This is a genomic window from Vibrio quintilis (assembly GCF_024529975.1).
Classification (GTDB): domain Bacteria; phylum Pseudomonadota; class Gammaproteobacteria; order Enterobacterales; family Vibrionaceae; genus Vibrio; species Vibrio quintilis.
In genome coordinates this window covers 1,967,308-1,989,888 of sequence record NZ_AP024897.1, presented here as the reverse complement: position 1 = coordinate 1,989,888, position 22,581 = coordinate 1,967,308, and the positions used below count along the sequence as shown (strand labels likewise).

Here is a 22,581-nt window from a genome sequence, read left to right as displayed (position 1 = left end):
TCCGTCAAGCGAACTCTCAAGAAAACATCACTGCCATTCCATAATGCTCATATTAGTCTGATGACTTTGTAAGCAGAACTTTCACTTTTGACAGAATCACCTGACGAATTGCCGTTAATCTGACCTTTCGCTCAGGAACCCAGGGTAAAGGGCGAAGTAAGGTCATCGCCTGTAGCCCGAGACGTGCAGTCAATATGCCGATTCCCATTCCCTGACCTGCACGGGCTGAGAGTTTTGCTGCGACACCGGCAGATAATAAATCAGTACTGATATCAAGCACCATTTCACTGGCACCGGCAGCTGCCATATTAACAAACATGCTTCTCAGTAGTCTGATCCGAGACCAATATCCCAGCTTGACACCATACAAATCTGAAAGCTGATTCAGCATCGTCAGGTTTCGCCACGCCACTAACAACATATCAGCAATTGCGAGCGGGCTGACAGCAACAAGAACCGCAGACTCAGAAGCCGAACGTGATATCAGGCGGATGGCCTGTTCATCAACAGATTTAAGAATATACAGGTCATATAAATCAAAGACTTCTGCATCATTAAAAGCATGATTGAGCTGGTTGCGCCATTTCAGTACATCCGGATGATTCTCAGCCATCCCGGCATCTTTGATCAACTGTTCACAAAATGGTTTTGCCTGGCCGACACTGTTAGTCTGAATTAATCCTTCGGCTTTAGTCTGGTGTGAAAAATGTTTCCGCAAACGACGTAATGTCCGCCATTCTCCAATCAGTTTTCCGGCACCGGCTCCGGCGATAACACCTAAAAATGAAAACCAGCCAATCGACAACCAGTCACCAGCAAGGTAAGCATGAATACCAGCATCAACAGTCTGCCATCCGGCCAGCCCGACAAAAGCTGTCAGCACGGAAGGCATGAACCAGCGTTTTTTAGCTGAAGGGCGGATCAGCGGCTCAATTTCTATATCAGAAGGGTGCATCTCCGCTTCTGTATTCTGTGTCGCTGCCGGAACAAATTTATCCTGATCACGAAATTGCTGTGTTGCGGTAAGCTCTTCCGGGACAGGTTCATTTTGATCAAGTGTCTGTTTGAATATATGCTTCGATTTATACTGGCTCATCGTAATTTATCTCCGATTAAATATTCCAGCGCACTATCCATCCGGAGATGCGGTAAAGGCTCTCCGTGAATTGACTGCTGAGGCTTAAACTGAACAAAATCAAACTGGTTTGATTGCCAGTAGTCGGCAACCGGCAGTTTTGCAGGCACTTCTCCGGGAAACAGAGTCACGAACTCCCCGGCGAGAGTATCTCCCTGGATGGCCGGATACTGCTGATCGGATTCTTGAATATACCCGGCCTGAGTCGCCTGTATCGACGCAAGGCTCATGCCTCTCATCTCAACTTCTTCATACGCCACTTGCTGCCACACGGGGTAAATCATCTGATCAAGCAAATTCACCAGATTCACATGCTGCTCAGGTGTCACATGATCGGCTTTGGTCGCACAAAATAAAACTTTATCAATTTTAGGCGAAAACAGCCGGGTCAGGATGCCGTTTCTGCCATAGCGGAAACTCTGCATAATCTGAATTAGAGCCTGCTGCATGTCGACAAACGAATCGTGTCCCCGGTTGAGAGGCGTCAAACAGTCTACCAGCACCACCTGACGATCAAATGTCGCAAAGTACTCTTTATAAAAGCGCTGGACAACTTTTGACTTGTATTCTTCAAAGCGGGCACTCAGGAGATCGTAATTCGTCGGCGCATGGCGGGAAGATGCCTTTTTATCACTTTGTGGCACTTCGCCGGCAACCGGGAAAAATTGTAATACCGGTGCGCCTGCCAGTTCTCCGGGTAACACGAAGCGACCTGGCTGAACCCAGTGCAACCCGCCGGCTTTACAGTCATGCAGATATTGGGTGTAAACCGAGGATAAAGACGCCAGTTGCTGCTCATCTGCTTCCCGGGTCAAGTCCAGTGTCTTGCAGGCCTCAAGCCATGATTTGGCAAAACCGGCTCTTTTGCCTTTCATCAGGCTCACCTGTTGCTCTGACCACTGTCTGAAATTCAGCTCCAGCAGAGGTAGATCCAGAAGCCATTCCCCCGGATAGTCAATAATATCAAGATACAGCGTCAGAGACTTACCCAACAGCCGCTTACTTCTTTTGACGGGTTTATATTTGATGGCAAGCCGGGTCTCACTGACATCTTTGGTTGGTTCAGGCCATTGCGTTTGTTCCGCATGAAGAAAAGACATCGCCCGGTCATAATCAAAGCGGGAAACCATAATATTTTTTTGCGGCACACGCTTGGTCCCGATAATTCTGCGCTCCTGCGCTGAAACCAGAAATGGTAAATTATCATGGGTGGACAGATGCTGGATCTGATTAATCAGAGAAGTAATAAAAGCAGTCTTTCCGGCCCGGGATAGTCCGGTCACCGCAATTTTGATATTGGTATCAAAACCACGATAAATCAGCTCTGATACTTCCTGCTTTAATGACTTCATTCACTCTTCCTCCGGGACAGATAAAAATTTGATGATTGTGAGAGCAAGACAGCCCCAGGTCATCTGACTGATATAAGTCAGGAAGCTTAGCATTGTGAGTGAATCTGCTGCAACCGGCAGTCTGCCTTGTGTTCTGTGAGTCACCACCCCGGATGAGATACGAAAAAGCCTCTGAAAAGTCAGAGGCTTTCAATCCAATCAGACAGAAAATAAAAACAAAACTACTTTTCTGCTTCAGCAATTTTTACCCGCCACAGATCCGGACCAATCTGATGCGCATTGGCACCACCGGAATCAACTGCAACAGTCACCGGCATATCTTCGACTTCAAATTCATAAATCGCTTCCATCCCCAGTTCTTCAAAAGCAACCACTCTTGCTTTCTTGATTGCTTTGGCGACCAGATAAGCAGCGCCACCGACGGCCATCAGGTAAACAGCTTTATGATTTTTGATTGATTCAACCGTTGCCGAACCACGTTCTGCTTTACCAATCATCCCCATAATACCCACTTCATCGAGCATTATATCGGTAAACTTATCCATCCGGGTCGATGTTGTCGGGCCTGCCGGACCAACTACTTCATCCCGCACGGCATCCACCGGCCCCACGTAATAGATAAATTTATCTTTCAGGTCAACACCTTCCGGCAAGCCTTCACCATTTTCAAGCATCGATTGGATTCTTTTATGAGCCGCATCCCGGCCCGTCAGAATTTTACCGGACAGTAATACTGTTTCACCCGTTTTCCAGGTACGGACTTCTTCTTTCGTAACCGTATCCAGATTCACCCGGCGGGTATTGCTTCCGGCTTCCCAGGTAATATCCGGCCAGTCTTCCAGTTTTGGCGGTGTAAACTCAGCAGGCCCGTTTCCGTCCAGCGTAAAATGGATATGGCGCGTTGCAGCACAGTTCGGAATCAAACAAACAGGCTTCGATGCTGCATGAGTTGGCGCTGATTTTATTTTCACATCCACAACCGTGGTTAAACCACCCAATCCCTGCGCACCAATGCCAAGCTTATTTACCCGGTTGAAAATATCCAGCCGGAGCTCTTCTTCAGCATTTTCCGGACCACGATCAATCAATTCCTGAATATCGATGTGCTCCATAAGTGATTCTTTAGCCAACACTGCAGCTTTTTCTGCTGTTCCCCCAATGCCGATACCCAGCATTCCCGGCGGACACCAGCCAGCACCGAGTAACGGGACGGTTTTTTCGACCCATTCAGCAATATCGTCAGATGGGTTGAGCATTGCCATCTTGGTTTTATTTTCTGAACCACCACCTTTTGCGGCAATCTGAATTTCGACTTTATCTCCGGGAACCATACTGATGTGGACAACCGCTGGCGTATTGTCTTTGGTGTTCACCCGCTTTCCTGCCGGGTCAACTAATACGGAAGCCCGCAAAGGATTATCCGGATTGGTATAAGCACGGCGAACGCCTTCATCTATCATTTCCTGAACGGTTTGATCAGTCTCCCACCGGACGTCCATCCCGATATAGACGAAACAGGTCACAATTCCGGTATCCTGACAGATCGGCCGGTGGCCTTCTGCTGACATACGGGAATTAATCAAAATCTGCGCAATCGCATCTTTAGCGGCCTGACTCTCCTCACGGTGGTACGCCTTTTCCAGAGCCTGAACAAAATCAAGGGGATGATAGTAAGAAATATACTGAAGCGCATCAGCGACACTGCTGATTAAATCTTCTTTGCGAATTAACGTCATTGCTTGCCTCATTTATGTTATGCTTCTTTTGCTGTACCTCCCCCTTACTAACCTGTTGAAAACAGGTTAAGAAATACAGCAGTCAGCTTAATAATCCTTTTATAATATACGCTTGCTTTAGTGAACACGCTACGCAGTGATCGAACTTTTTGTCACAAATTAAAGAAATGAATTACACGCAGAACAAAGAAGTTGAATACCGCTCAACAAATTACTCCCGGAACCTTGCCAGTGAAATTTTTTCCCGGATAGAAAGGCTTCCGTGGTCCATGCTTTTAAAGTCATCCTCTGATGCTCACTGCGACAGCCGCTTTGATATTTTAGTCGCGAATCCGGTCGCAACCCTGGTAACACGGGATCAGATCACGACGATTCGTGAGATGACCGGTGAGAAGAGCTGCGGGAATCCCGGTCAGAAAGATCCCGTCAAATACATCAGCTATCAATCCGATCAGGATCCATTCTCGTTACTTGATGAAATACAGAAAAAATGGACACCAGCCATCCAGTCTGAAAGACCGTACCTGCCCTTTACCGGCGGAGCGTTAGGATATTTTGCCTATGATCTGGGCCGCCGGATTGAAAAACTGCCTGAAACCGCTGACCATGATATTCCTCTGCCTGAAATGGCTGTCGGGATTTACACCTGGGCACTGATTGTCGATCATCAGGAAAAACAAGCCTGGTGGACGGGGCAAGACACCCAGGCAGCTGAGGCATGGATTCTGGCGCAACAACCTTCGCCTGACGCACCTTTTCAACTGAAATCATGCTGGCAGTCAAATATGACCAGAGCGTTATATCAGAACAAATTTGAGGCAATTCAGGCATATCTTCAGGCCGGAGACTGTTATCAAATTAATCTGACCCAACGTTTTCAGGCTGAATATCGCGGGAGTGAGTGGCAGGCTTTCAACCTGCTGGATCAGTCGAATGAAGCACCGTTTTCTGCTTTCCTGCGGCTAGACGAAGGCGCCATTCTGAGCTTATCCCCGGAACGCTTTCTGCAGTTAAAAAACAGACACATAGAAACGAAACCTATCAAGGGAACCATTCCCCGCGCTGAGATACCTGCCGACGATCGCCTTCAGGCTGAAACCCTGCGTCAGTCACCAAAAGATCAGGCTGAAAATCTCATGATTGTCGATCTGCTGCGCAATGATATCGGCCGGGTCGCTTTGCCCGGTTCAGTCTGCGTACCGAAATTATTCGATATCGAAACCTTCCCTTATGTTCATCATTTAGTCAGCACAATTCATGCTAAACTAGATCAAAAATATTCAGCATCTGACTTGATACGTGCCTGTTTTCCGGGCGGTTCTATCACCGGTGCACCGAAAGTCAGAGCGATGGAAATTATTGAAGAACTGGAACCACACCGCAGAAATGCTTATTGCGGCAGTATTGGGTATATCAGCCGCAACGGACAGATGGATACCAGTATCACGATCCGGACTTTAATCGCGACCGGGCAGCAGCTCTATGTCTGGGCTGGCGGTGGGATTGTTGCCGATAGTCAGTGGAAAAATGAATATCAGGAAACGCTCGATAAACTCAGCCGGATTTTGCCCGTACTCAGGCCGCAAGGGACAGAATAAAGACTGTATGAAAATCACCCGTACAACAGTTTTGCAATATTTTCAGCTCCACAACCCGGACAGGTGTGTTGATCATGAGACACGCCCTTTTCATTTTCAGGATTTCCGTAAAGCAGCCGTGTTAATCGGACTGGTTGAACGCCGGTCCGGGTTACATGTGATTTTCACCCGTCGACCGATGCACCTGAAACATCACCCCGGACAAATCTGTTTCCCCGGCGGGAAATATGAATCTCAGGATCACTCTCTTTATCAAACAGCTATCCGTGAAGCCAGAGAAGAAATCGGGATTCAACAGCAGCATATCGAGCTGATAGGCCATTTGCCTGAACTCCGCACTGTCAGCTGTTTTGCTGTCACACCCGTGATCGCCTTCATTTCTCCGCGATATACGCCGGTTCCCCAGCAGGAAGAAGTTGAAGAAATCTTTGAAATTCCTGCCAGCTATGTGCTGAACCCCCGCCACCTGCACTGTTCAGATTTTACCTTAAGAGAAAAACATCACCGGGTTGTGGCATTAAATTACCGCCAATATTTTATCTGGGGTGCAACGGCTAAAATGATTGAACAGTTACAGCGGCACCTGTTCCCCGGCAATCAACTGAATTTTAACTCAGCCAACAAAAGACCCTGCAAGTTACCGGTTGATAAAATCACGAATAAGCACTTTAATCAGAGTATGAGTTATCCATTTTTCCGGGAGAATAACCCTCTGATTTCATCTGGTTAGTCATAGTTGTCTTTACCTGTGGAGTCGTGTAGTCTCCCCCGCTATTTTATATGACCAGTTTCAAAGGTTTATAACTACGTTGCCACTTGGTTTAAAGGTGTACAGGCATGATCAGCGTTTTTGATATTTTTAAGATAGGCATCGGGCCTTCCAGCTCTCATACCATGGGGCCAATGAAGGCAGGTCATCTGTTTGTTGAAACACTTCATCAAAAAGCTCTTTTAGAACAAGTCACCAGAATCACCGTTGATGTGTATGGGTCGCTGTCTTTAACCGGCAAAGGCCATCAGACTGATATTGCCATTATTCTGGGATTAAGTGGTTATACGCCTGAAAATGTGGATATTGACCACATTCCCGGGATAATCCGTGATGCCGAACAACATGAATGTCTGCAAATCGCAACCCATAACAACCATCGGGTTGAGTTTTCTCATGATGCCGGCATTACATTTCACACCTCCTATCTGCCTGCGCATGAAAATGGCATGACAATTCATGCATGGCAGGGAGAACAAAAGCTTCTTTCAGAAACTTATTACTCTGTTGGCGGCGGATTTGTTGTCGATGAAAAACATCTGGGTCAGCCCGCGGAATCGGCGCACAATGTCCCCTTTCCCTACACCAGTGCTTCCGAATTAGTTGAATTCTGTCGTGACGCAGGTTTATCCATCAGCACACTGGTGATGGAAAATGAATCGGCCTGCCGTCCCCGTCAGGAAGTCGCGGATTACCTGCTGAAAATCTGGCATACCATGAAAGATTGTATGGAGCGCGGCATGAAAACGGAAGGTATTTTACCTGGTCCCCTCAGAGTTCCGCGTCGTTCGGCAGCGTTACACCAACAACTCATCACTTCTGAAAAACATTCGAATGATCCGATGGCGGTGATTGACTGGGTCAACATGTTTGCTTTTGCGATTAATGAAGAAAATGCTGCCGGCGGAAGAGTGGTCACAGCCCCAACCAATGGCGCATGTGGCCTGATTCCAGCGGTATTTGCATATTACAATAAATTTATTCAGCCAGTGACAGAGCAGGATTGTATTCGTTATCTGTCAACATGCTGTGCCATCGGCGGACTGTATAAGAGAAATGCTTCAATTTCCGGTGCCGAAGTTGGCTGTCAGGGAGAAATCGGCGTCGCCTGTTCTATGGCTGCCGCAGGTCTTGCCGAATTATTTGGCGCCAGTCCGGAACAAGTCTGTATGGCAGCTGAAATTGCAATGGAACATAATCTCGGCCTGACCTGCGATCCGGTTGCCGGACAGGTTCAGGTTCCGTGTATCGAGCGCAACGGGATTGCCGCAGTAAAGGCAATCAATGCGACCCGTATGGCATTGCGCCGGGCATCAGCGCCAAGAGTTTCTCTGGATAAAGTGATAGAGACAATGCTGGAAACCGGAAAAGATATGAATGCAAAATACCGGGAAACATCTCAGGGGGGACTGGCAATCAAAGTTATCTGCTGATGTCTGTGTCACAGCGTGAAACTCCGGGTGACTTTCACGCTTCTTCCTTTTTCGTTTAAGCTTCACCTTTGTAAATACAGCCGGCAGTACAGGTTTCTTTAATTTCAACCTGGCTCAACAGCGGTAATGATGGCTTCAGCTTCTGCCAGATCCAGCGGGCAATTACTTCACTGGTCGGGTTTTCCAGTCCTTCAACTTCATTCAGATAATGATGGTCAAGCTGCTCATAAACAGGTTTAAAGGCTTGTTTGATTTCAGCAAAATCAATCACCCATCCTGCTTGTGGGTCAACATCACCTTCCACATATATTCTGACAAGAAAAGAGTGTCCATGAAGCCGCCCGCATTTATGCCCTTCAGGGACATGGGGTAGTCGGTGGGCCGCCTCAAATGTAAACTCTTTGTACAAAATCATTTTTAAACCTATAAACAGCAAATTCAAAACAGAGGCTGCATTGTACGCGAAATTCTGTAATTGTCATTGCTTCTCTACACTAAATTATCTTAACCCGGACCGTTATTCTGACCCGGGCCGGATTGATGATATTATATCCGGATTCTTTTTGCTGTTTTCGCTGTCATCATGATTTTATCCCCGTTACACATACGCTAAACACAAGTGTCATATCAATAAATTGAACAAAAACATTAAAATTGTACCTTGAGATCAGAGAAAAGGTTGAAGCCAGAGATTTCAACGGTAAACTGTCCTGACGAACAAATTCTGAATATACAATCTGTTTGCTGTTTTTTCGGAAAATCCGGTTACGGCAGTTAACGGACATTAAATAACCCGAATGGAGAATAAATCAAACATGACTTACGCGCCTGTTGTTGACGTTTTACGCGGCAAGCTCGCGGTTGACAGTGAAGTGACTGTCCGCGGCTGGATCCGCTCACGTCGTGATTCCAAAGCCGGAATCTCGTTCCTTGCCATCTATGACGGCTCTTGTTTCGACCCGATTCAGGCCGTGGTCCCGAATAATCTGAATAATTACAATGATGATGTACTGAAACTCACTACAGGCTGTTCTGTTGAAGTAACGGGAACCATCGTTGAATCTCCGGCCAAAGGGCAGGATTTTGAGCTGGCAGCTACAGAAGTTAACGTATTGGGTTGGGTTGACGATGCCGATACTTATCCAATGGCAAAAACACGCCATTCTATCGAATACTTACGTGAAGTCGCACATTTACGTCCACGGACCAATGTGATTGGTGCAGTTGCCCGGGTAAGAAACTGTCTTTCTCAGGCTATTCACCGATTTTATCATGAACGTGGCTATATTTGGATGTCCTCCCCGCTTATCACTGCTTCTGACTGCGAAGGTGCAGGTGAAATGTTCAGGGTATCCACACTGGACCTTGCTAATTTACCCCGCACTGAGAGTGGAGAAGTCGACTTTAATGAAGATTTCTTTGGTAAAGAGACATTTCTGACAGTTTCAGGGCAGTTAAACGCTGAAGCATATGCTTGTGCGATGACCAAAGTTTACAGTTTTGGTCCGACTTTCCGTGCTGAGAACTCCAATACCAGCCGCCACCTGGCGGAATTCTGGATGGTTGAACCGGAAGTTGCATTTGCCAACCTTGATGATGTCGCTTTTCTTGCTGAAGACATGCTGAAGTATGTCTTTAAAGCTGTTTTAGAAGAAAGACGTGACGATCTGGAATTTTTTGCCCAGCGTATTAATAAAGAAGCAATCTCCCGGCTTGAAAAATTCGTTGCATCTGATTTTGCCCAGGTTGATTACACCGATGCAATTCAGATTCTGATTGATTCCGGTCGTGAATTTGAATTCCCGGTTGAGTGGGGAATTGATATGTCGTCTGAACATGAACGCTATCTTGCAGAAGAACACTTTAATGCACCGGTTGTTGTTAAAAACTACCCGAAAGATATTAAAGCCTTCTACATGCGGATGAACGATGATGGCAAAACAGTTGCTGCAATGGACGTTCTGGCACCGGGTATCGGTGAGATCATTGGTGGCTCTCAGCGTGAAGAACGACTGGATATCCTTGATCAACGCATGGTTGAAATGGGCATTGACCCGGAACATATGAACTGGTACCGGGATTTACGCCGCTACGGCACTGTGCCTCATTCCGGCTTCGGACTTGGCTTTGAACGCCTGGTTTCTTATGTGACGGGTATGGCAAACATCAGAGATGTGATTCCGTTCCCCCGGGCGCCGCGCTCAGCAAACTTCTGAGTTCAGAAGCACAGACCAAAACCTGCAAAAGACTGCCTGAATCCGGGCGGTCTTTTTTTATTCCGACGGGTAACTCTGCTCCCGGCCCGGATCTGCTCAGTTTTTCTCTTTTATTATGAAATCCGGGAAAGATTCTATGAAGATTTGTGCTGAAAATCGCTCTTTTGTCAGAGATATAAACGAAACTACAAATAATTTATATTTTTCTAAAAATCACTGTTGTATCAACATTGTCATAGAGGTATAAATAAAGTCTGAAACAGCGTGGCCCATTCTCAGGGCCTTTCCAGAAAAAATAGACATGGATGAGAGTTATGTTTGAAAAAGTTGCTGCAGCCCCGGCAGACCCCATATTAGGCCTGACTGAAGAATTTAAAAAAGATTCGCGTAAAGAAAAAATTAACCTCGGTGTTGGCATTTATAAAGATGAAAACGGCTCAACCCCGGTTCTTACGACAGTCAAAAAAGCTGAAGCAAAACTGCTGGAAACAGAAAAAACAAAATCCTACCTGAGCATTGATGGTACAGCAGAATATGCTCTTGCTGTTCAGAAGCTTTTGTTCGGTGCTGACTCTGAAATCATTTCAGCCCAAAGAGCAAAAACGGCTCAGGCTCCCGGTGGTACGGGCGCACTTCGTCTTGCCGGTGAATTTATTAAGCGCCACCTCGGAAATGTCAGAATCTGGATTAGTAATCCGACCTGGGCAAACCATCAGGGTGTCTTTAAAGCGGCAGGTCTGGAAATCGCTCAATACAGCTACTACAACGCTGAAACCAAAGAAAAAGATTTTGCAGCGATGCTGGCTGATCTTAAGAATGCAGCACCGGGTGATATTGTTCTCTTGCATGGTTGTTGTCATAACCCAACCGGGATAGATCCCACAGCAGAGGAATGGGAAACTCTGGCTAAATTAGTCGCTGAAAAGCAATTGCTGCCGCTATTTGACTTTGCCTATCAGGGATTTGCCAAAGGCGTTGAGGAAGATGCGGAAGGTTTACGCATTTTTGCCCGCCATAACCGTGAGTTACTGGTTGCCAGCTCATTTTCTAAAAACTTTGGTCTGTACAGCGAACGGGTTGGCGCATTCACTCTCGTTGCTGAATCTGATGAAATTTCTGCGCAGGCATTTTCCCAGATTAAAGCCATCATCCGTTCTGTTTATTCAAACCCGCCAGCACACGGTTCTGCTATAGTCACTACCATCCTGAATTCACCAGAACTTTATCAGGACTGGCTGACTGAAGTTGCAGAAATGCGTGAACGCATTCAGGAAATGAGAACCCTGTTTGTTGAGACATTAAAAGAATACGGCGTGAAACAGGATTTCAGCTTTATTTCCCGCCAGAACGGCATGTTCTCCTTCTCTGGTTTAAATAAAGATCAGGTTGAACAGCTCAAAACTGATTTTGGTATTTATATTGTCGGCTCAGGCCGCATCAGTGTTGCCGGGATGACAAAAGCCAATATGCAACCACTCTGTAAGGCGATTGCAGCAATTCTGTAATTGTTACAGTGTGCAGATTTATCATGAATGTGAAGAAGCCGTGCTAAAACCAGCACGGCTTTTTATTTATCTCTCTCAGATAACTATAAAAACAAGCGCCACTTTCGAGCATTAGTCAGGCTGTGATTCAGTGGTTTAAGCTATCCCATACACCCCAGATGTACATAATGCCTAACGCACGGTCGTATAAACCATAACCCGGCCGGGCCCACGCCTCCTCTCCCCAGATATGACGGCCATGATCCGGACGTACATAACCGGAGTAACCATGCCGGTGAAGTGTTTCAATCACTTTTACCGTATCAACTGAGCCATCACAAGCCCGGTGAGAGGTCTCGATAAAATCACCATTCTCGTAGCGTTTGACATTTCTGATATGGATAAAGTGGATTCTGGAACAATAGGTATCAATAATATCCGGAATATCATTATTTGAAGAACCCAGAGAGCCGGTACATAAACTCAATCCATTGTATGGACTGTCAACTAAATTCAGAAACCGTCCGATATTCTCTTTATTAATGATAATCCGCGGTAAACCAAAGATTGGAAAAGCAGGATCATCCGGGTGAATACCCATTTTGATATCACACGATTCACAAACAGGGATAATTTGTTCAAGAAAATACTGCAGGTTTTGCCAGAGATCTTCCGCAGTAAACCCTTCATACTGCCGGAATGTTTCTTTCAGTCTGGCTAAACGCTCAGGCTCCCAGCCTGGCATCGTCACATCGACATCTTTGGAAATTTTATCGATCAACGTGATTGGATCGATATCTTCAATCTGACTTTTTTCGAAAAACAGCGCATTGGAACCATCTGTTGTTTGCTTATATAAATCAGTCCGGGTCCAGTCAAACACCGGCATAAAATTATAGCAAACGACTTTTACACCTAACTCCGATCAGTTAAGTAAATGATCAGTTGAACGATCCTGTGGTTGGTTGAAAATACCCTCAAGCATTTATGTTTGAGGGTATTTTTATGTTGGCTCACTGGCTTATTGATGTTGATGACTTTGCTTCTCCGGAATCTCTTGCACTCTTTCAAAAAGAGCTTCCACTAGAGTGGATAAATCAAGCACTTGATGAAACAAATAAAGCGAGCATGAGGCGGCGAAAGCTACCTGCTGAGCTCGTAGTCTGGCTCGTTGTTGGAATTGGTTTGTACCGTGACCGGCCTATTACTGATGTACTTGATAAATTAGATCTGAAGCTTTCTAATTCTCTGGGAGAGTCCATTGCTCCAAGCGCTATACCCCAAGCAAGAAAGCGATTAACAGCCAAACCTCTCGAAGCCCTATTCTCTTTAACAGCCGAGCATTGGACAGGTGCGGAAGACAATAAAGATACATGGTATGGGCTGAGACTTTTCTCGGTCGATGGCACCCAGTTTAGAACGCATGATACCAGTCCTCTGGCCGAACATTTTCATTACGTTAAACACAGCAAAACTCGCCATACCGAATACCCTATTGTCAGATTATGTGCACTTTGCTCCCTACGCAGCCGTCTACTCTATAATGTTGCTTTTGGCCCAAGTTCTACAGGCGAAGTGAACTATGCAAAGCAGCTCATTCCCTCAGTTCCTGCCAACTCCCTTACTATTTTTGACCGATGCTACCTAAGTGCAGAGCTGATGATTAACTGGTCACGACAACACGGTTCAAGCCATTGGATGACCCCGATAAAATCTAATACTCAGTATGAAGTTATCGAACAGCTGGATGAGGAGGGTCGAGATTTAATAGTGGAGATGAGCGTCTCTCAACATGCATTAAGGCAAGACCCGAGCCTACCTGAAAAATGGCAAGCAAGGCTCGTTCTTTACCCGGAGCAAGAGCAACCCAACCATATCAAAGGGCTCCTTACCTCTCTAACCGACAGCCAGTATAGTCTCCAATCTCTGCTTGATGTCTATTTTGAGCGGTGGGAAGTTGAGAACAGCTACGGCGAAATAAAGCACGATATGCTTGAGGATGAAGTGTTACTGCGAAGCCAGTCAGTTGAGGGAGTGGAACAAGAAATATGGGGAATACTTATCGCCTACAACCTTGTTCGTTTGGAGATAAGCCGTATTGCTAAAGAGGCAGGGGTATCACCTTTGCGGATCAGTTTTATGATGGCGCTTCGAGATATCCAGGACGAGCTCATGTGGTGTGCAATAGCTTCACCAGGCTCGATCCCCAAAAAACTGAGGGCGATGCGTGAACGTGTAAAACGCTACATCTTGCCTGAGCGAAAAAAACGGCCCAAATCAAGGACCGTTCGTATAAGTAAGACCCGCTATCCAGTTCGCTCCAAGCACCTTAAGTGATAGGAGTTAACTTTTACACCGGCTTTTGCCAGACGCCTGAGGGTTTCTTTATAATTTTCAATATACTGTTCGCGGGTCGGCAGCCCCAGCTTAATATCTTCATGGACATTGACACTTTCAACCACATCAACATGAAAGCCAGCTTTCTCAATCAGCTCTTTTTCCTGATCGATTCTGGACTGTTCCCAGACTTCTCCGGCCGGCATATCGTGCAGGGACCATACAATGCCCTCAACTCCCGGTATTTGTCTGATATTCTGAAGGGAAATCTGATCATTGCCTTCACCATACCATCTGAACGTCATCTTCATCTGCGGGCCTCCAATACGACTCTCACCTGTGGAGCCATCTGAATCACTGATAATTTTGTAGATATAAAAATTAAAAAAAGCGTTCAGATCATTCTGAACGCTTTCAGAGACAATGGATTATTTGCCCTGGATTTGATCCAGCATACCAACCAGATCAGGGTTTTCTTTTCTGAACTTCTCGTAAACCGGCTTCACCGCATCCTGGAACTTGCTGATATCACTGTCGACAAATTTAACGTTATACTTCTTCAGTTCTTTCACTGACTTATCAACGTAATTACTCCAGTTTGTATCCTGAACCTTCACAGTTTCAGCCGCAACTTCACGGATAATTTTACGCTGTTTATCATTCAGTGAATCCCAGGTGCTGGTCGAAACAACCAGTACATCAGGTACCATAGTGTGTTTATCATATGAATAAACTTTCTTCACTTCATAGTGACGGGAAGAATAGTAAGACGGGATATTATTCTCAGCACCATCAACTACACCCTGTTGCAGCGCAGAATATAATTCACCATATGGTAATGGCACAGGTGTTCCGCCAAGCGCTTTAATGGTATCAATTGACAGCGCAGAGTTTTGTACCCGGATTTTCAGGCCTTTCAGATCTGAAGGTGTTTTGATCGGCTTGTCTGTATAAAAGCTACGGGCACCGGCATCTAAGAATGCAAGACCGATAAAGCCTGAGTCATGGGAAGAAGCCAGAATTTTCTTACCAATCGGTCCCTGTAATACCTGATCATACTGCGCACGATCTTTGTACAAATAAGGTAGTGACAGTAACTTATAATCTGGTGCAAAAGCGGTCAGTGGTGCTGCACTCACTTTTGTAAATGCAATTGTACCGTTCTGGACCATTTGTAATAAGTTTGTTTCATTACCCAACGTGCCATTTGGATAAACTTTTACACGAATACCCGCACGCTTTTTCACCTGTTTTGCAAACCAGTCTAAAGAGCTGTGTACCGGGTGCTCGGTTGGTAGCGCATGAGCCAGTTTCAGTGTTGCTGCCTGCGCCACATTTCCAGAAAGAAGGGCCGCAGTAGCAATAGAACATGCAAAAAATACTTGATTAAGTTTCATCATTGTAGGGGTCCTGCTATTAGTTAATATTTATATCCGGCTAGTCCAGGTAGCCATAAAGATAGAGATGGAAACAACGTCACTAAAGCCAGCGTCGCAATCATGATCAAAAACAGAGGCAATAATTTTGGAACCACCTGCCCTAATTTCATCTCAGATACACTACAGCCAACAAATAATGCTGTTCCAACCGGCGGTGTACATATACCGATACAGAGGTTAAAGACTAAAATAATACCAAAGTGCACCGGATCGATTCCCAATTGCATCGCAATCGGTAAAAAGATCGGTGTAAATATGAGAACTGCCGGCGTCATATCCATAAAGGTACCAATCACCAACAGAATCACATTCATCAACAGAATTACAACAATAGGATTCGTTGAAGTTTCCATCACAAAGTCCGCAATATATGTTGGAATATCAGCATTCGCCATAGACCAGGACATTGCAGAAGATGTGGCAACCATTAATAAAACAATCGAAGTCGTGACGACACTCTCAACTAACAGCGGCATCATGTCATCAAATTTTAATTCACGGTATGCAATACCAAGAATCAGCGCATAAACAACGGCAATGGCTGACGCTTCTGTCGCGGTAAAAATACCAGCCAGAATACCGCCCATAATGATGACAACTAATCCCAGGCTTGGCAGTGCATCCCAGATAACCTTACTGGTTTTTTCCTGAAAAACGATCTTTTCTCTTGGAATGTTATAGCGTTTTCCAAGCAACATAATCCCGATCATAATACCTAATCCCATCAAAATTCCCGGGATGTAACCAGCAATAAACAAATATTGCACAGAGGTACTGCTGACCAATGCAAACAAAATTAAAATATTGGAAGGTGGAATTAACAGACCGGAAGGACAGGAAGCCACATTCACCGCTGTGGAAAAATCCATCGGATAACCATGCTTTTTCTGCAACGGTTTCATAATTCCGCCGACAGCCGCAGCAGAGGCCACAGCAGAACCGGATAAAGAACCAAACAACATATTCGCAATCACGTTGACATGGGATAATGAACCCGGTAAACGACCACCAAATAACATCGCAAAGTTAATCAGCCTTGCAGCCAGACCACCACGGTTCATCAGGTTCCCCGCCACAATAAAAAACGGCAGCGCCAGCAAACCAAAATTATCTAACCCATTAGCAAGTTTCTGCGATACTAATACGGTGGTTTTATCAATCGGGAAATCGATAAAGACAGTAAACATCGCCGCAATACCGATTGAAAACGCAATAGGCACACCAACAATCAATAAAACGCCCAGCACCCCAAATAAGACAACAACCGGGAAGAAATCATAAAAAACATCAGGCGCATTCGCTAAGAAATCCTGACTGAATAACAAATCAATAAGCGTCATTAGATACTTCCTCTCTTATTACTGGGGCTTGCGTTTCATTAAGCAACCCAACGCCTGAATGATATCGCCGAGGCCGAAATAGCAGATAATAATCCCTGAAATGGGAACAACCAGATAGACATATCCGATTAATAAGTGATGACCACCAATAACAATTCCGGGAGAAATTTGACCATGGTGCAATGTATTTGTAACCAGATAATAGCCACCGTAAATTAAAGCAACAGCAGAGAAAGCAAAAATGATCAGATTAATAAAAATTTGCTGGACTAATTTGCCCCGCTCTCCCATTCTTGTTGCCAGTAATTCCAAGGCTAAATGACGCTTCACAGAAAATGTGTATGCCCCCCCAAGAATACCAATCCACATTAATAAGTAACGAGACAGCTCATCCGTAAAATTTGATGGATCTCTCATCACAAACCGGGTGAATACCTGCCACACCACAGCAACTATCATTAACACCATAAAAAAGGTTAACAAGTAGCGCAGTACTTTGTGAATATAATTATTAAACATTGTAATTATCATATGGTTAATTTTCTCCGGGGATATAAGTTACAACAGCACACAAAAAATCCTTTTATTTTAATCAACAACAATAAATTATTATCCGGGAATTATGAACCCATGCTCATAACTTTTTTGTTTACCTTACATGATCTGCGTCTTTATTCACCCCTCTGTCAATATGTGTCCGGTGTCGGCGTTGATACAAAGATACATTTGGTATGACATTAAAAATAGTTTTGAGATCAAAAAATCGACTCTATCTCCGAAACGATGTTTCAAAATATGACAGATTTAACATTGTATGAAAAATAAATTGCCTTTATTATCGATTTATTTCGAATAACCCCTTCAATTGGAATGACAGGATTAAGGTAATAAGTCACATAAAGCAAATAATTGGTATGACACAAAATCATCTTCATTGAATAAAACAAGACACATATGAGGAAAGAGAACACTACAACATCTTATACAGATAAGGAACTGATCAGGTTAGAATTTACTATTGAATTTAATGAGATTAATTAAGAAAGATATGCCAGATTACCGTATAACTAATGAAATACTCTGATTCACCATGCAGTCAAAGTCGCAGCAAAATGCTCAAGTATCCAGCCAAAGATACATTTCATGCGACTTCACAACAGACCTCCTGTGAATCATCATCAATCCTGACCAGATTAGTAATACAAAAAGACAAGGTATAAACCACACACCGTTTAAAGCAAAGCCTGCCAACAAAAAAAAGCCCGGCGAAACGATTTCGCCGGGCTCATGAGGATTAAACCGTATTTATATCTTAAACCGGGCCAATTCCCTTTCCAGCCCTTGTACCAGTTTATGCAATTCCTGACTCTGTTCAGCAGAACCAAGCGCATCACTGGCCAGCTGATCACTCACCTCTCTGACCGATTCAGTATTGTGATTGATATCAGCGGTTACCAGCGACTGCTCTTCTGCTGCAGAAGCAATCTGAGTGGCCATATCACTGATAACAGAGACAGACTCACTGATAGCATGCAGGCTCTCACCGGTCACATTAAACTCTTCAACACTGGTTTCGACCAGATTATGACTTTCCGTCATGACATTGACAGCATTTGTCGTCACTTTCTGCAACCCTTCAATTTTGGACTGAATTTCTTCTGTCGAGGCATGGGTTCTCTGCGACAGTACCCTGACTTCATCCGCAACAACGGCAAAACCCCGGCCCTGCTCGCCCGCTCTGGCCGCTTCAATGGCCGCATTTAAGGCAAGCAAATTGGTCTGTTCGGCAATATCTCTGATGGTAGAAAGAATTGTCGAAATCTCATTCGCATGCACTTCAAGGTCTGCAATAATTGTCGTCGCACGGGTCAGTTCTTCTGCCAGCTGATTGATAGAACGCATACTTTTCTGCATTTGTTCATAACCCTGAGAACCGAGTTCAACCGAATGATTGGCATTTTTTGCCGTATTTTCCGCATTCCCGGCAATTTCAGATGTTGCTGAAGCCATCTCAGTCACCGCCGTCGCAACCATCGTGATTTCATCCTGCTGGGTTTTCAGTTTCGAGCTTTGCTGTGAAGCTGCGGAAGCGGCAAAATCCGCTTTCTGGCCCAGAGAGACAGAAACATCATTGACCTTCTGCATCATCGTATGGATGCGCTCGACGAATTTATTAAACTGGTGGGCCAGCTGACCAACTTCATCATGACTACTCACATTCAGCCTGCGGGTCAGATCACCTTCCCCTTCCGCAATATCAGACAGCGCCTGGGCCACATTGCTGAGCCCTTTTAACTGTTTCGAAATCGTCCAGGCACTCAGCAGCGCCAGTAAGATTAAGATGCCGGCAGAGATAATCAGCTGTTTCACCAACATATCATTGACCGGTGCCTCGAGTGTCTCTTTATCCATGGTCAAAACAAGCAACCAGTCCGTATACGGAATTTTTTCCGCAACAATCACTTTTTCCCGGCCATTCATATCAACGACCAGTGACTCATCATTGTCAGCAGCCCGGACTAAGCTGTCACTGCTCAGCTCTGGTGTCACTTCACGTACATTTTTCAGAATATTATTCTTATCAGGATGAGCAATAATGGTGCCTTTCTGATTCACCAGCGATGCATAACCGCCTCCGGCGACAGGAATAGAAAGAATGGTTTGAGTCAGATAATCCAGTGCCAGATTCGATCCTACCACACCAATCAGGCGACCATTCTGCCGAACCGGATCAGCCAGCGTCACGACCAGAGTTTTCATCGTCACACTGACATAAGGAGCTGTAGTCACTGCACTGTTTTCCGATTTTGCCAGCTTATACCATCCACGCACCCGTGGATCATAACCTGCTTTATTCAGAGAAGGATCCTGACGGAACATCTCTCCTTTTTCATTCCCGTAATAACTCAGCCCGAATCCGCCGGACTTTAATGTCTGCCGCAGATGAGGAACCACATCCAGATCCAGATTTTTCTCAATCTCATCTTTCAAACCTTCCAGTGCCAGCTGCTTATCATGAAACCAGTCACCAATTCCTCTGGCATTGGCCTGCAGAGTGTGCTGACTTTCATTTTGAATCTGGCTCACTGTTTCTGTTTTAAATGACTGATAACTCTCAGTCACCAGAGTCACTGCGGTCAAAGCAATCGCAGCGATGACAGAAAGAACCATTTTCTGCTTCAGACTTAATCGCATAAGAAGTTCTCCTTCATCTCAATCATGAATCGCATCATATATTATCTTTTATATTTTCAGTGTTGGACCATAACCGATAAACAGCTTACTCCCGTTCATCAGACTGGTTAATTCATCTGTCAATTATAGCAAGTTATATTTTGTAACTTTTCTGTGAACCTAACATGGCAGCAAGAAAGTACTGTCACCAGCTCAAATAATTCTCAGGTCTGTTAACCCGGTTGTTATTGATGAATCAAACAATGAGTAATTTAACGTCTAAAAGCAGATAATATTGAGTTTTAATCTGTTTTTGTGAAACAAAAGGCAAAAAGAGTCCGATAGAAAAACAAATATGTTTCAAAAAGAAAATGACAGAGAATCATACCGGCCAACGGGATTCAGATTTGCAGAGAAACCAGCCATTCTGTTGCCGGTTCACAGAAAATATTTAAAAATATCGACAGAGCGATTATCCTTGCCGCGGGATAAATTGAATTTGGGAGAACATCTGATGACAACAGTTCATCAGTTATCGAGTCCGTGGCGCCATGATTTTCCGGCGCTGAATACAAAAGTTCATGATAAGCCACTGGTTTATCTCGACACCGCAGCAACGGCACAAACGCCTTTGTCGGTAATCCGGCGGATGAATGACTTTTATCAGCATGAATATGCCAATGTTCACCGCGGCATTCATCAGCTGAGTATGACAGCCACTGAAAATATGGAACAGGTTCGCCAGCAGGTTGCCGGTTATATCAATGCGCCTGATGCCCAAAATATTGTGTTTACCAAAGGCACCACTGAGGCGATTAATCTGGTTGCCCAGACTTTTGTCAAAAATCAGCTCAAACCAGGTGATGAAATTATCGTCACAGAAATGGAACACCACGCCAATCTTGTTCCCTGGCAGATGATGGCGCAGGCAGGTCAGCTGACCATCAAAGTCTGGCCGGTTACACCGTCCGGTGAACTTGAGGTTTCTGACCTGAAAGCGCTCATCACTGACAGAACCAAATTCCTCGCAGTCACCCATGTTTCTAATGTGCTGGGAACAATCAATCCTGTACGCGATTATATTCAGCTTGCCAGACAGCACCAAATCGCGGTTTTAGTGGATGGCGCACAGGCGGTATTACACCAGCAAACGGATGTGCAGGATCTGGATTGTGATTTCTACGTGTTCTCTGCCCATAAACTATACGGTCCGACAGGAACCGGCGTCCTGTATGTCAAACCCGGCCGCTATGAGCAAATGCCACCCTGGGAAGGCGGCGGAGCCATGATCAAGAAAGTCATTCTGCCCACCGGCACAACATATAACCACCCGCCTTTATGCTTTGAAGCCGGCACGCCGAACATTGCCGGTATTCTCGGGCTGGGTGCGGCAATAGATTACATCCGCAACATTGGTATCGACGTGATTCGCAGCCATGAAGACAACATCCTCAGGTATTGTCTGGAACAACTGCAACATATCGGAGATGTTGAAATTTATGGCACGCCCAAAACGCGGGCCGGAACGATTGCATTTAATTTAATTCCCCACCATGCCTATGATGTCGGCACATTTTTCGATCACTATGGTGTTGCGATACGCACCGGTCACCACTGTGCGATGCCGCTGATTGAAAAGCTCGGGCAAAATTCAGTCTGCCGGGCATCGTTTGGCATGTATACCGATCAGCAGGATATCGATTGTTTTATCGCGGCGATTCATCACATCAAAGCCCTGCTCGATTAGAGCCGCATTCGCCTCCCTGTTTTCAGGGAGGCCGGAAGCAGGGACTTCAGCATTGACTTCCATTCACAACATATACCCAAACAACCTGAAGATGCAGGATTCAGATAAAGCGCCCCGGATAATCCGTAAAGATGCCATCCACCTGATCTTTGAGAGTAAAATGTTCCGGTTCATTCACCGTGTACACCCACACCTGCAAACCTGCCTGATGAAGTTGCTCCAGTGTCACCTCATCAAGCGCCCGGTAATTGATATTACAGGCAACAGCACCAATCTCTTTCATCAGTTTGCTGTCCGCTGCGGTTAATTTTTCAGTCAGTACAGCCAGAGGATAAACCGAAGACATCTGGTGACAGATTGTCAAAACCTCATGACTGAAGCTGGAAAGCAGCACCCGTTGCGGATCCATATTCGCGACGCTCAGTACTCTGTATAGCTCACGGGCAACTTTCTCTTGATCATGCGTTTCATCGACTTTGATCTCAATGTTGATAGCAATCGGGTATTCATGCAGCAACGCAAACAGCTCCTCCAGGGTCAGAATCTGTTCCCCCTGAAACTCAGGCGCAAACCATCCGCCAAAATCCAGTTGCTTCAGTGCCTGCAATGAATGCGCATCAACCCGTCCCTGTCCGTCTGAACATCTTCCGAGTTCATGATCGTGGCAAACCACCAGTTGACCCTCTGCCTCAGGTTGTATGTCCAGTTCAATCCAGGTAAGCCCGGCCTTTGCTGCTGCTAAAAAGCTGGCCCGGGTATTTTCCGGATAGGTTCCGGCCACACCACGGTGGCCAATAATAATCGGTTTCATCTGAATCAGT

Annotated in this window: 17 protein-coding genes and 1 pseudogene; 7 read left to right on the top strand and 11 right to left on the bottom strand. The window is 45.4% G+C overall.

Annotated features, from left to right (window positions below):
* Positions 1-52: 52 nt before the first annotated feature.
* The 3 genes from OC443_RS09395 to OC443_RS09385 all read right to left on the bottom strand — a co-directional run bounded on the left by OC443_RS09395 (position 53) and on the right by OC443_RS09385 (position 4,223).
* On the bottom strand, positions 53-1,096 hold the full coding sequence (locus tag OC443_RS09395; RefSeq protein WP_073586477.1) for a YcjF family protein: 1,044 nt from the start codon (positions 1,094-1,096) through the stop codon (positions 53-55).
* Positions 1,093-2,487 (bottom strand): YcjX family GTP-binding protein, encoded by a 1,395-nt coding sequence (locus tag OC443_RS09390; RefSeq protein ID WP_073586478.1) that lies wholly within the window; start codon positions 2,485-2,487, stop codon positions 1,093-1,095. Before OC443_RS09390 ends, OC443_RS09395 begins: the two co-directional genes overlap by 4 nt.
* Before the next feature lie 221 nt (positions 2,488-2,708).
* Positions 2,709-4,223: a fumarate hydratase gene (locus OC443_RS09385; RefSeq protein ID WP_073586488.1), complete on the bottom strand. Its 1,515-nt coding sequence runs from the start codon at positions 4,221-4,223 to the stop codon at positions 2,709-2,711.
* Between the two features lie 149 nt (positions 4,224-4,372).
* On the opposite strand from OC443_RS09385, the gene pabB reads away from it, so the two are divergent.
* The 3 genes from pabB to OC443_RS09370 all read left to right on the top strand — a co-directional run bounded on the left by pabB (position 4,373) and on the right by OC443_RS09370 (position 8,023).
* Positions 4,373-5,821 carry an aminodeoxychorismate synthase component I gene (gene pabB, locus OC443_RS09380; RefSeq protein WP_234976471.1) on the top strand — a complete coding sequence of 483 codons (1,449 nt, stop codon included), beginning with the start codon at positions 4,373-4,375 and terminating at the stop codon, positions 5,819-5,821.
* A gap of 7 nt (positions 5,822-5,828) precedes the next feature.
* Entirely contained in the window at positions 5,829-6,551 is a 723-nt protein-coding gene (locus tag OC443_RS09375; RefSeq protein ID WP_073586480.1) for a CoA pyrophosphatase, read from the top strand.
* Positions 6,552-6,658: 107 nt separating this feature from the next.
* Positions 6,659-8,023, top strand: a complete 1,365-nt coding sequence (locus OC443_RS09370; RefSeq protein ID WP_073586481.1) for an L-serine ammonia-lyase — start codon at positions 6,659-6,661, stop codon at positions 8,021-8,023.
* A 55-nt stretch (positions 8,024-8,078) separates the two neighbouring features.
* On the opposite strand, the gene queD is transcribed toward OC443_RS09370, so the two are convergent.
* Positions 8,079-8,438, bottom strand: a complete 360-nt coding sequence (gene queD / locus OC443_RS09365) for a 6-carboxytetrahydropterin synthase QueD (RefSeq protein WP_073586482.1) — start codon at positions 8,436-8,438, stop codon at positions 8,079-8,081.
* A 400-nt stretch (positions 8,439-8,838) separates the two neighbouring features.
* Between queD and asnS the strand changes: the two genes are divergently transcribed.
* Positions 8,839-10,239: an asparagine--tRNA ligase gene (asnS, locus tag OC443_RS09360; RefSeq protein ID WP_073586484.1), complete on the top strand. Its 1,401-nt coding sequence runs from the start codon at positions 8,839-8,841 to the stop codon at positions 10,237-10,239.
* Between the two features lie 314 nt (positions 10,240-10,553).
* On the top strand, positions 10,554-11,744 hold the full coding sequence (locus tag OC443_RS09355) for an amino acid aminotransferase (protein WP_073586485.1): 1,191 nt from the start codon (positions 10,554-10,556) through the stop codon (positions 11,742-11,744).
* A gap of 127 nt (positions 11,745-11,871) precedes the next feature.
* On the opposite strand, the pseudogene uxuA reads toward OC443_RS09355, so the two are convergent.
* Positions 11,872-12,633: pseudogene (gene uxuA, locus OC443_RS09350) on the bottom strand (mannonate dehydratase); the annotation flags it as partial.
* Between the two features lie 95 nt (positions 12,634-12,728).
* On the opposite strand from uxuA, the gene OC443_RS09345 reads away from it, so the two are divergent.
* Positions 12,729-14,060 carry an IS4 family transposase gene (locus OC443_RS09345; RefSeq protein WP_073586003.1) on the top strand — a complete coding sequence of 444 codons (1,332 nt, stop codon included), beginning with the start codon at positions 12,729-12,731 and terminating at the stop codon, positions 14,058-14,060.
* Here OC443_RS09345 and OC443_RS09340 read toward each other — a convergent pair.
* The 5 genes from OC443_RS09340 to OC443_RS09320 all read right to left on the bottom strand — a co-directional run bounded on the left by OC443_RS09340 (position 14,030) and on the right by OC443_RS09320 (position 20,034).
* Positions 14,030-14,371, bottom strand: a complete 342-nt coding sequence (locus OC443_RS09340; protein ID WP_083601652.1) for a mannonate dehydratase — start codon at positions 14,369-14,371, stop codon at positions 14,030-14,032. The two genes, OC443_RS09345 and OC443_RS09340, sit on opposite strands and share 31 nt — an antisense overlap.
* Positions 14,372-14,488: 117 nt before the next feature.
* On the bottom strand, positions 14,489-15,460 hold the full coding sequence (locus tag OC443_RS09335; protein WP_083601651.1) for a TRAP transporter substrate-binding protein: 972 nt from the start codon (positions 15,458-15,460) through the stop codon (positions 14,489-14,491).
* 20 nt (positions 15,461-15,480) lie between these two features.
* Entirely contained in the window at positions 15,481-16,839 is a 1,359-nt protein-coding gene (locus tag OC443_RS09330) for a TRAP transporter large permease (protein ID WP_083601650.1), read from the bottom strand.
* A gap of 18 nt (positions 16,840-16,857) precedes the next feature.
* Positions 16,858-17,358, bottom strand: a complete 501-nt coding sequence (locus tag OC443_RS09325) for a TRAP transporter small permease (RefSeq protein ID WP_234976410.1) — start codon at positions 17,356-17,358, stop codon at positions 16,858-16,860.
* Between the two features lie 786 nt (positions 17,359-18,144).
* Positions 18,145-20,034: a methyl-accepting chemotaxis protein gene (locus tag OC443_RS09320; protein ID WP_073583904.1), complete on the bottom strand. Its 1,890-nt coding sequence runs from the start codon at positions 20,032-20,034 to the stop codon at positions 18,145-18,147.
* Positions 20,035-20,527: 493 nt separating this feature from the next.
* On the opposite strand from OC443_RS09320, the gene OC443_RS09315 reads away from it, so the two are divergent.
* Positions 20,528-21,760, top strand: a complete 1,233-nt coding sequence (locus OC443_RS09315; protein WP_073583912.1) for a SufS family cysteine desulfurase — start codon at positions 20,528-20,530, stop codon at positions 21,758-21,760.
* Between the two features lie 100 nt (positions 21,761-21,860).
* Here OC443_RS09315 and OC443_RS09310 read toward each other — a convergent pair whose 3' ends face one another.
* Positions 21,861-22,571 (bottom strand): glycerophosphodiester phosphodiesterase family protein, encoded by a 711-nt coding sequence (locus OC443_RS09310; RefSeq protein ID WP_073583910.1) that lies wholly within the window; start codon positions 22,569-22,571, stop codon positions 21,861-21,863.
* Between the last annotated feature and the right edge of the window lie 10 nt (positions 22,572-22,581).

Excerpts from the sequence above, each read along its gene's own strand:
- OC443_RS09395 (WP_073586477.1), bottom strand. The coding sequence starts at position 1,096 with ATGAGCCAGTATAAATCGAAGCATATATTCAAACAGACACTTGATCAA.
- OC443_RS09390 (WP_073586478.1), bottom strand. The coding sequence starts at position 2,487 with ATGAAGTCATTAAAGCAGGAAGTATCAGAGCTGATTTATCGTGGTTTT.
- OC443_RS09385 (WP_073586488.1), bottom strand. The coding sequence starts at position 4,223 with ATGACGTTAATTCGCAAAGAAGATTTAATCAGCAGTGTCGCTGATGCG.
- OC443_RS09375 (WP_073586480.1), top strand. The coding sequence starts at position 5,829 with ATGAAAATCACCCGTACAACAGTTTTGCAATATTTTCAGCTCCACAAC.
- OC443_RS09370 (WP_073586481.1), top strand. The coding sequence starts at position 6,659 with ATGATCAGCGTTTTTGATATTTTTAAGATAGGCATCGGGCCTTCCAGC.
- queD (WP_073586482.1), bottom strand. The coding sequence starts at position 8,438 with ATGATTTTGTACAAAGAGTTTACATTTGAGGCGGCCCACCGACTACCC.
- asnS (WP_073586484.1), top strand. The coding sequence starts at position 8,839 with ATGACTTACGCGCCTGTTGTTGACGTTTTACGCGGCAAGCTCGCGGTT.
- OC443_RS09355 (WP_073586485.1), top strand. The coding sequence starts at position 10,554 with ATGTTTGAAAAAGTTGCTGCAGCCCCGGCAGACCCCATATTAGGCCTG.
- OC443_RS09345 (WP_073586003.1), top strand. The coding sequence starts at position 12,729 with ATGTTGGCTCACTGGCTTATTGATGTTGATGACTTTGCTTCTCCGGAA.
- OC443_RS09340 (WP_083601652.1), bottom strand. The coding sequence starts at position 14,371 with ATGAAGATGACGTTCAGATGGTATGGTGAAGGCAATGATCAGATTTCC.
- OC443_RS09335 (WP_083601651.1), bottom strand. The coding sequence starts at position 15,460 with ATGATGAAACTTAATCAAGTATTTTTTGCATGTTCTATTGCTACTGCG.
- OC443_RS09330 (WP_083601650.1), bottom strand. The coding sequence starts at position 16,839 with ATGACGCTTATTGATTTGTTATTCAGTCAGGATTTCTTAGCGAATGCG.
- OC443_RS09325 (WP_234976410.1), bottom strand. The coding sequence starts at position 17,358 with ATGTTTAATAATTATATTCACAAAGTACTGCGCTACTTGTTAACCTTT.
- OC443_RS09320 (WP_073583904.1), bottom strand. The coding sequence starts at position 20,034 with ATGCGATTAAGTCTGAAGCAGAAAATGGTTCTTTCTGTCATCGCTGCG.
- OC443_RS09315 (WP_073583912.1), top strand. The coding sequence starts at position 20,528 with ATGACAACAGTTCATCAGTTATCGAGTCCGTGGCGCCATGATTTTCCG.
- OC443_RS09310 (WP_073583910.1), bottom strand. The coding sequence starts at position 22,571 with ATGAAACCGATTATTATTGGCCACCGTGGTGTGGCCGGAACCTATCCG.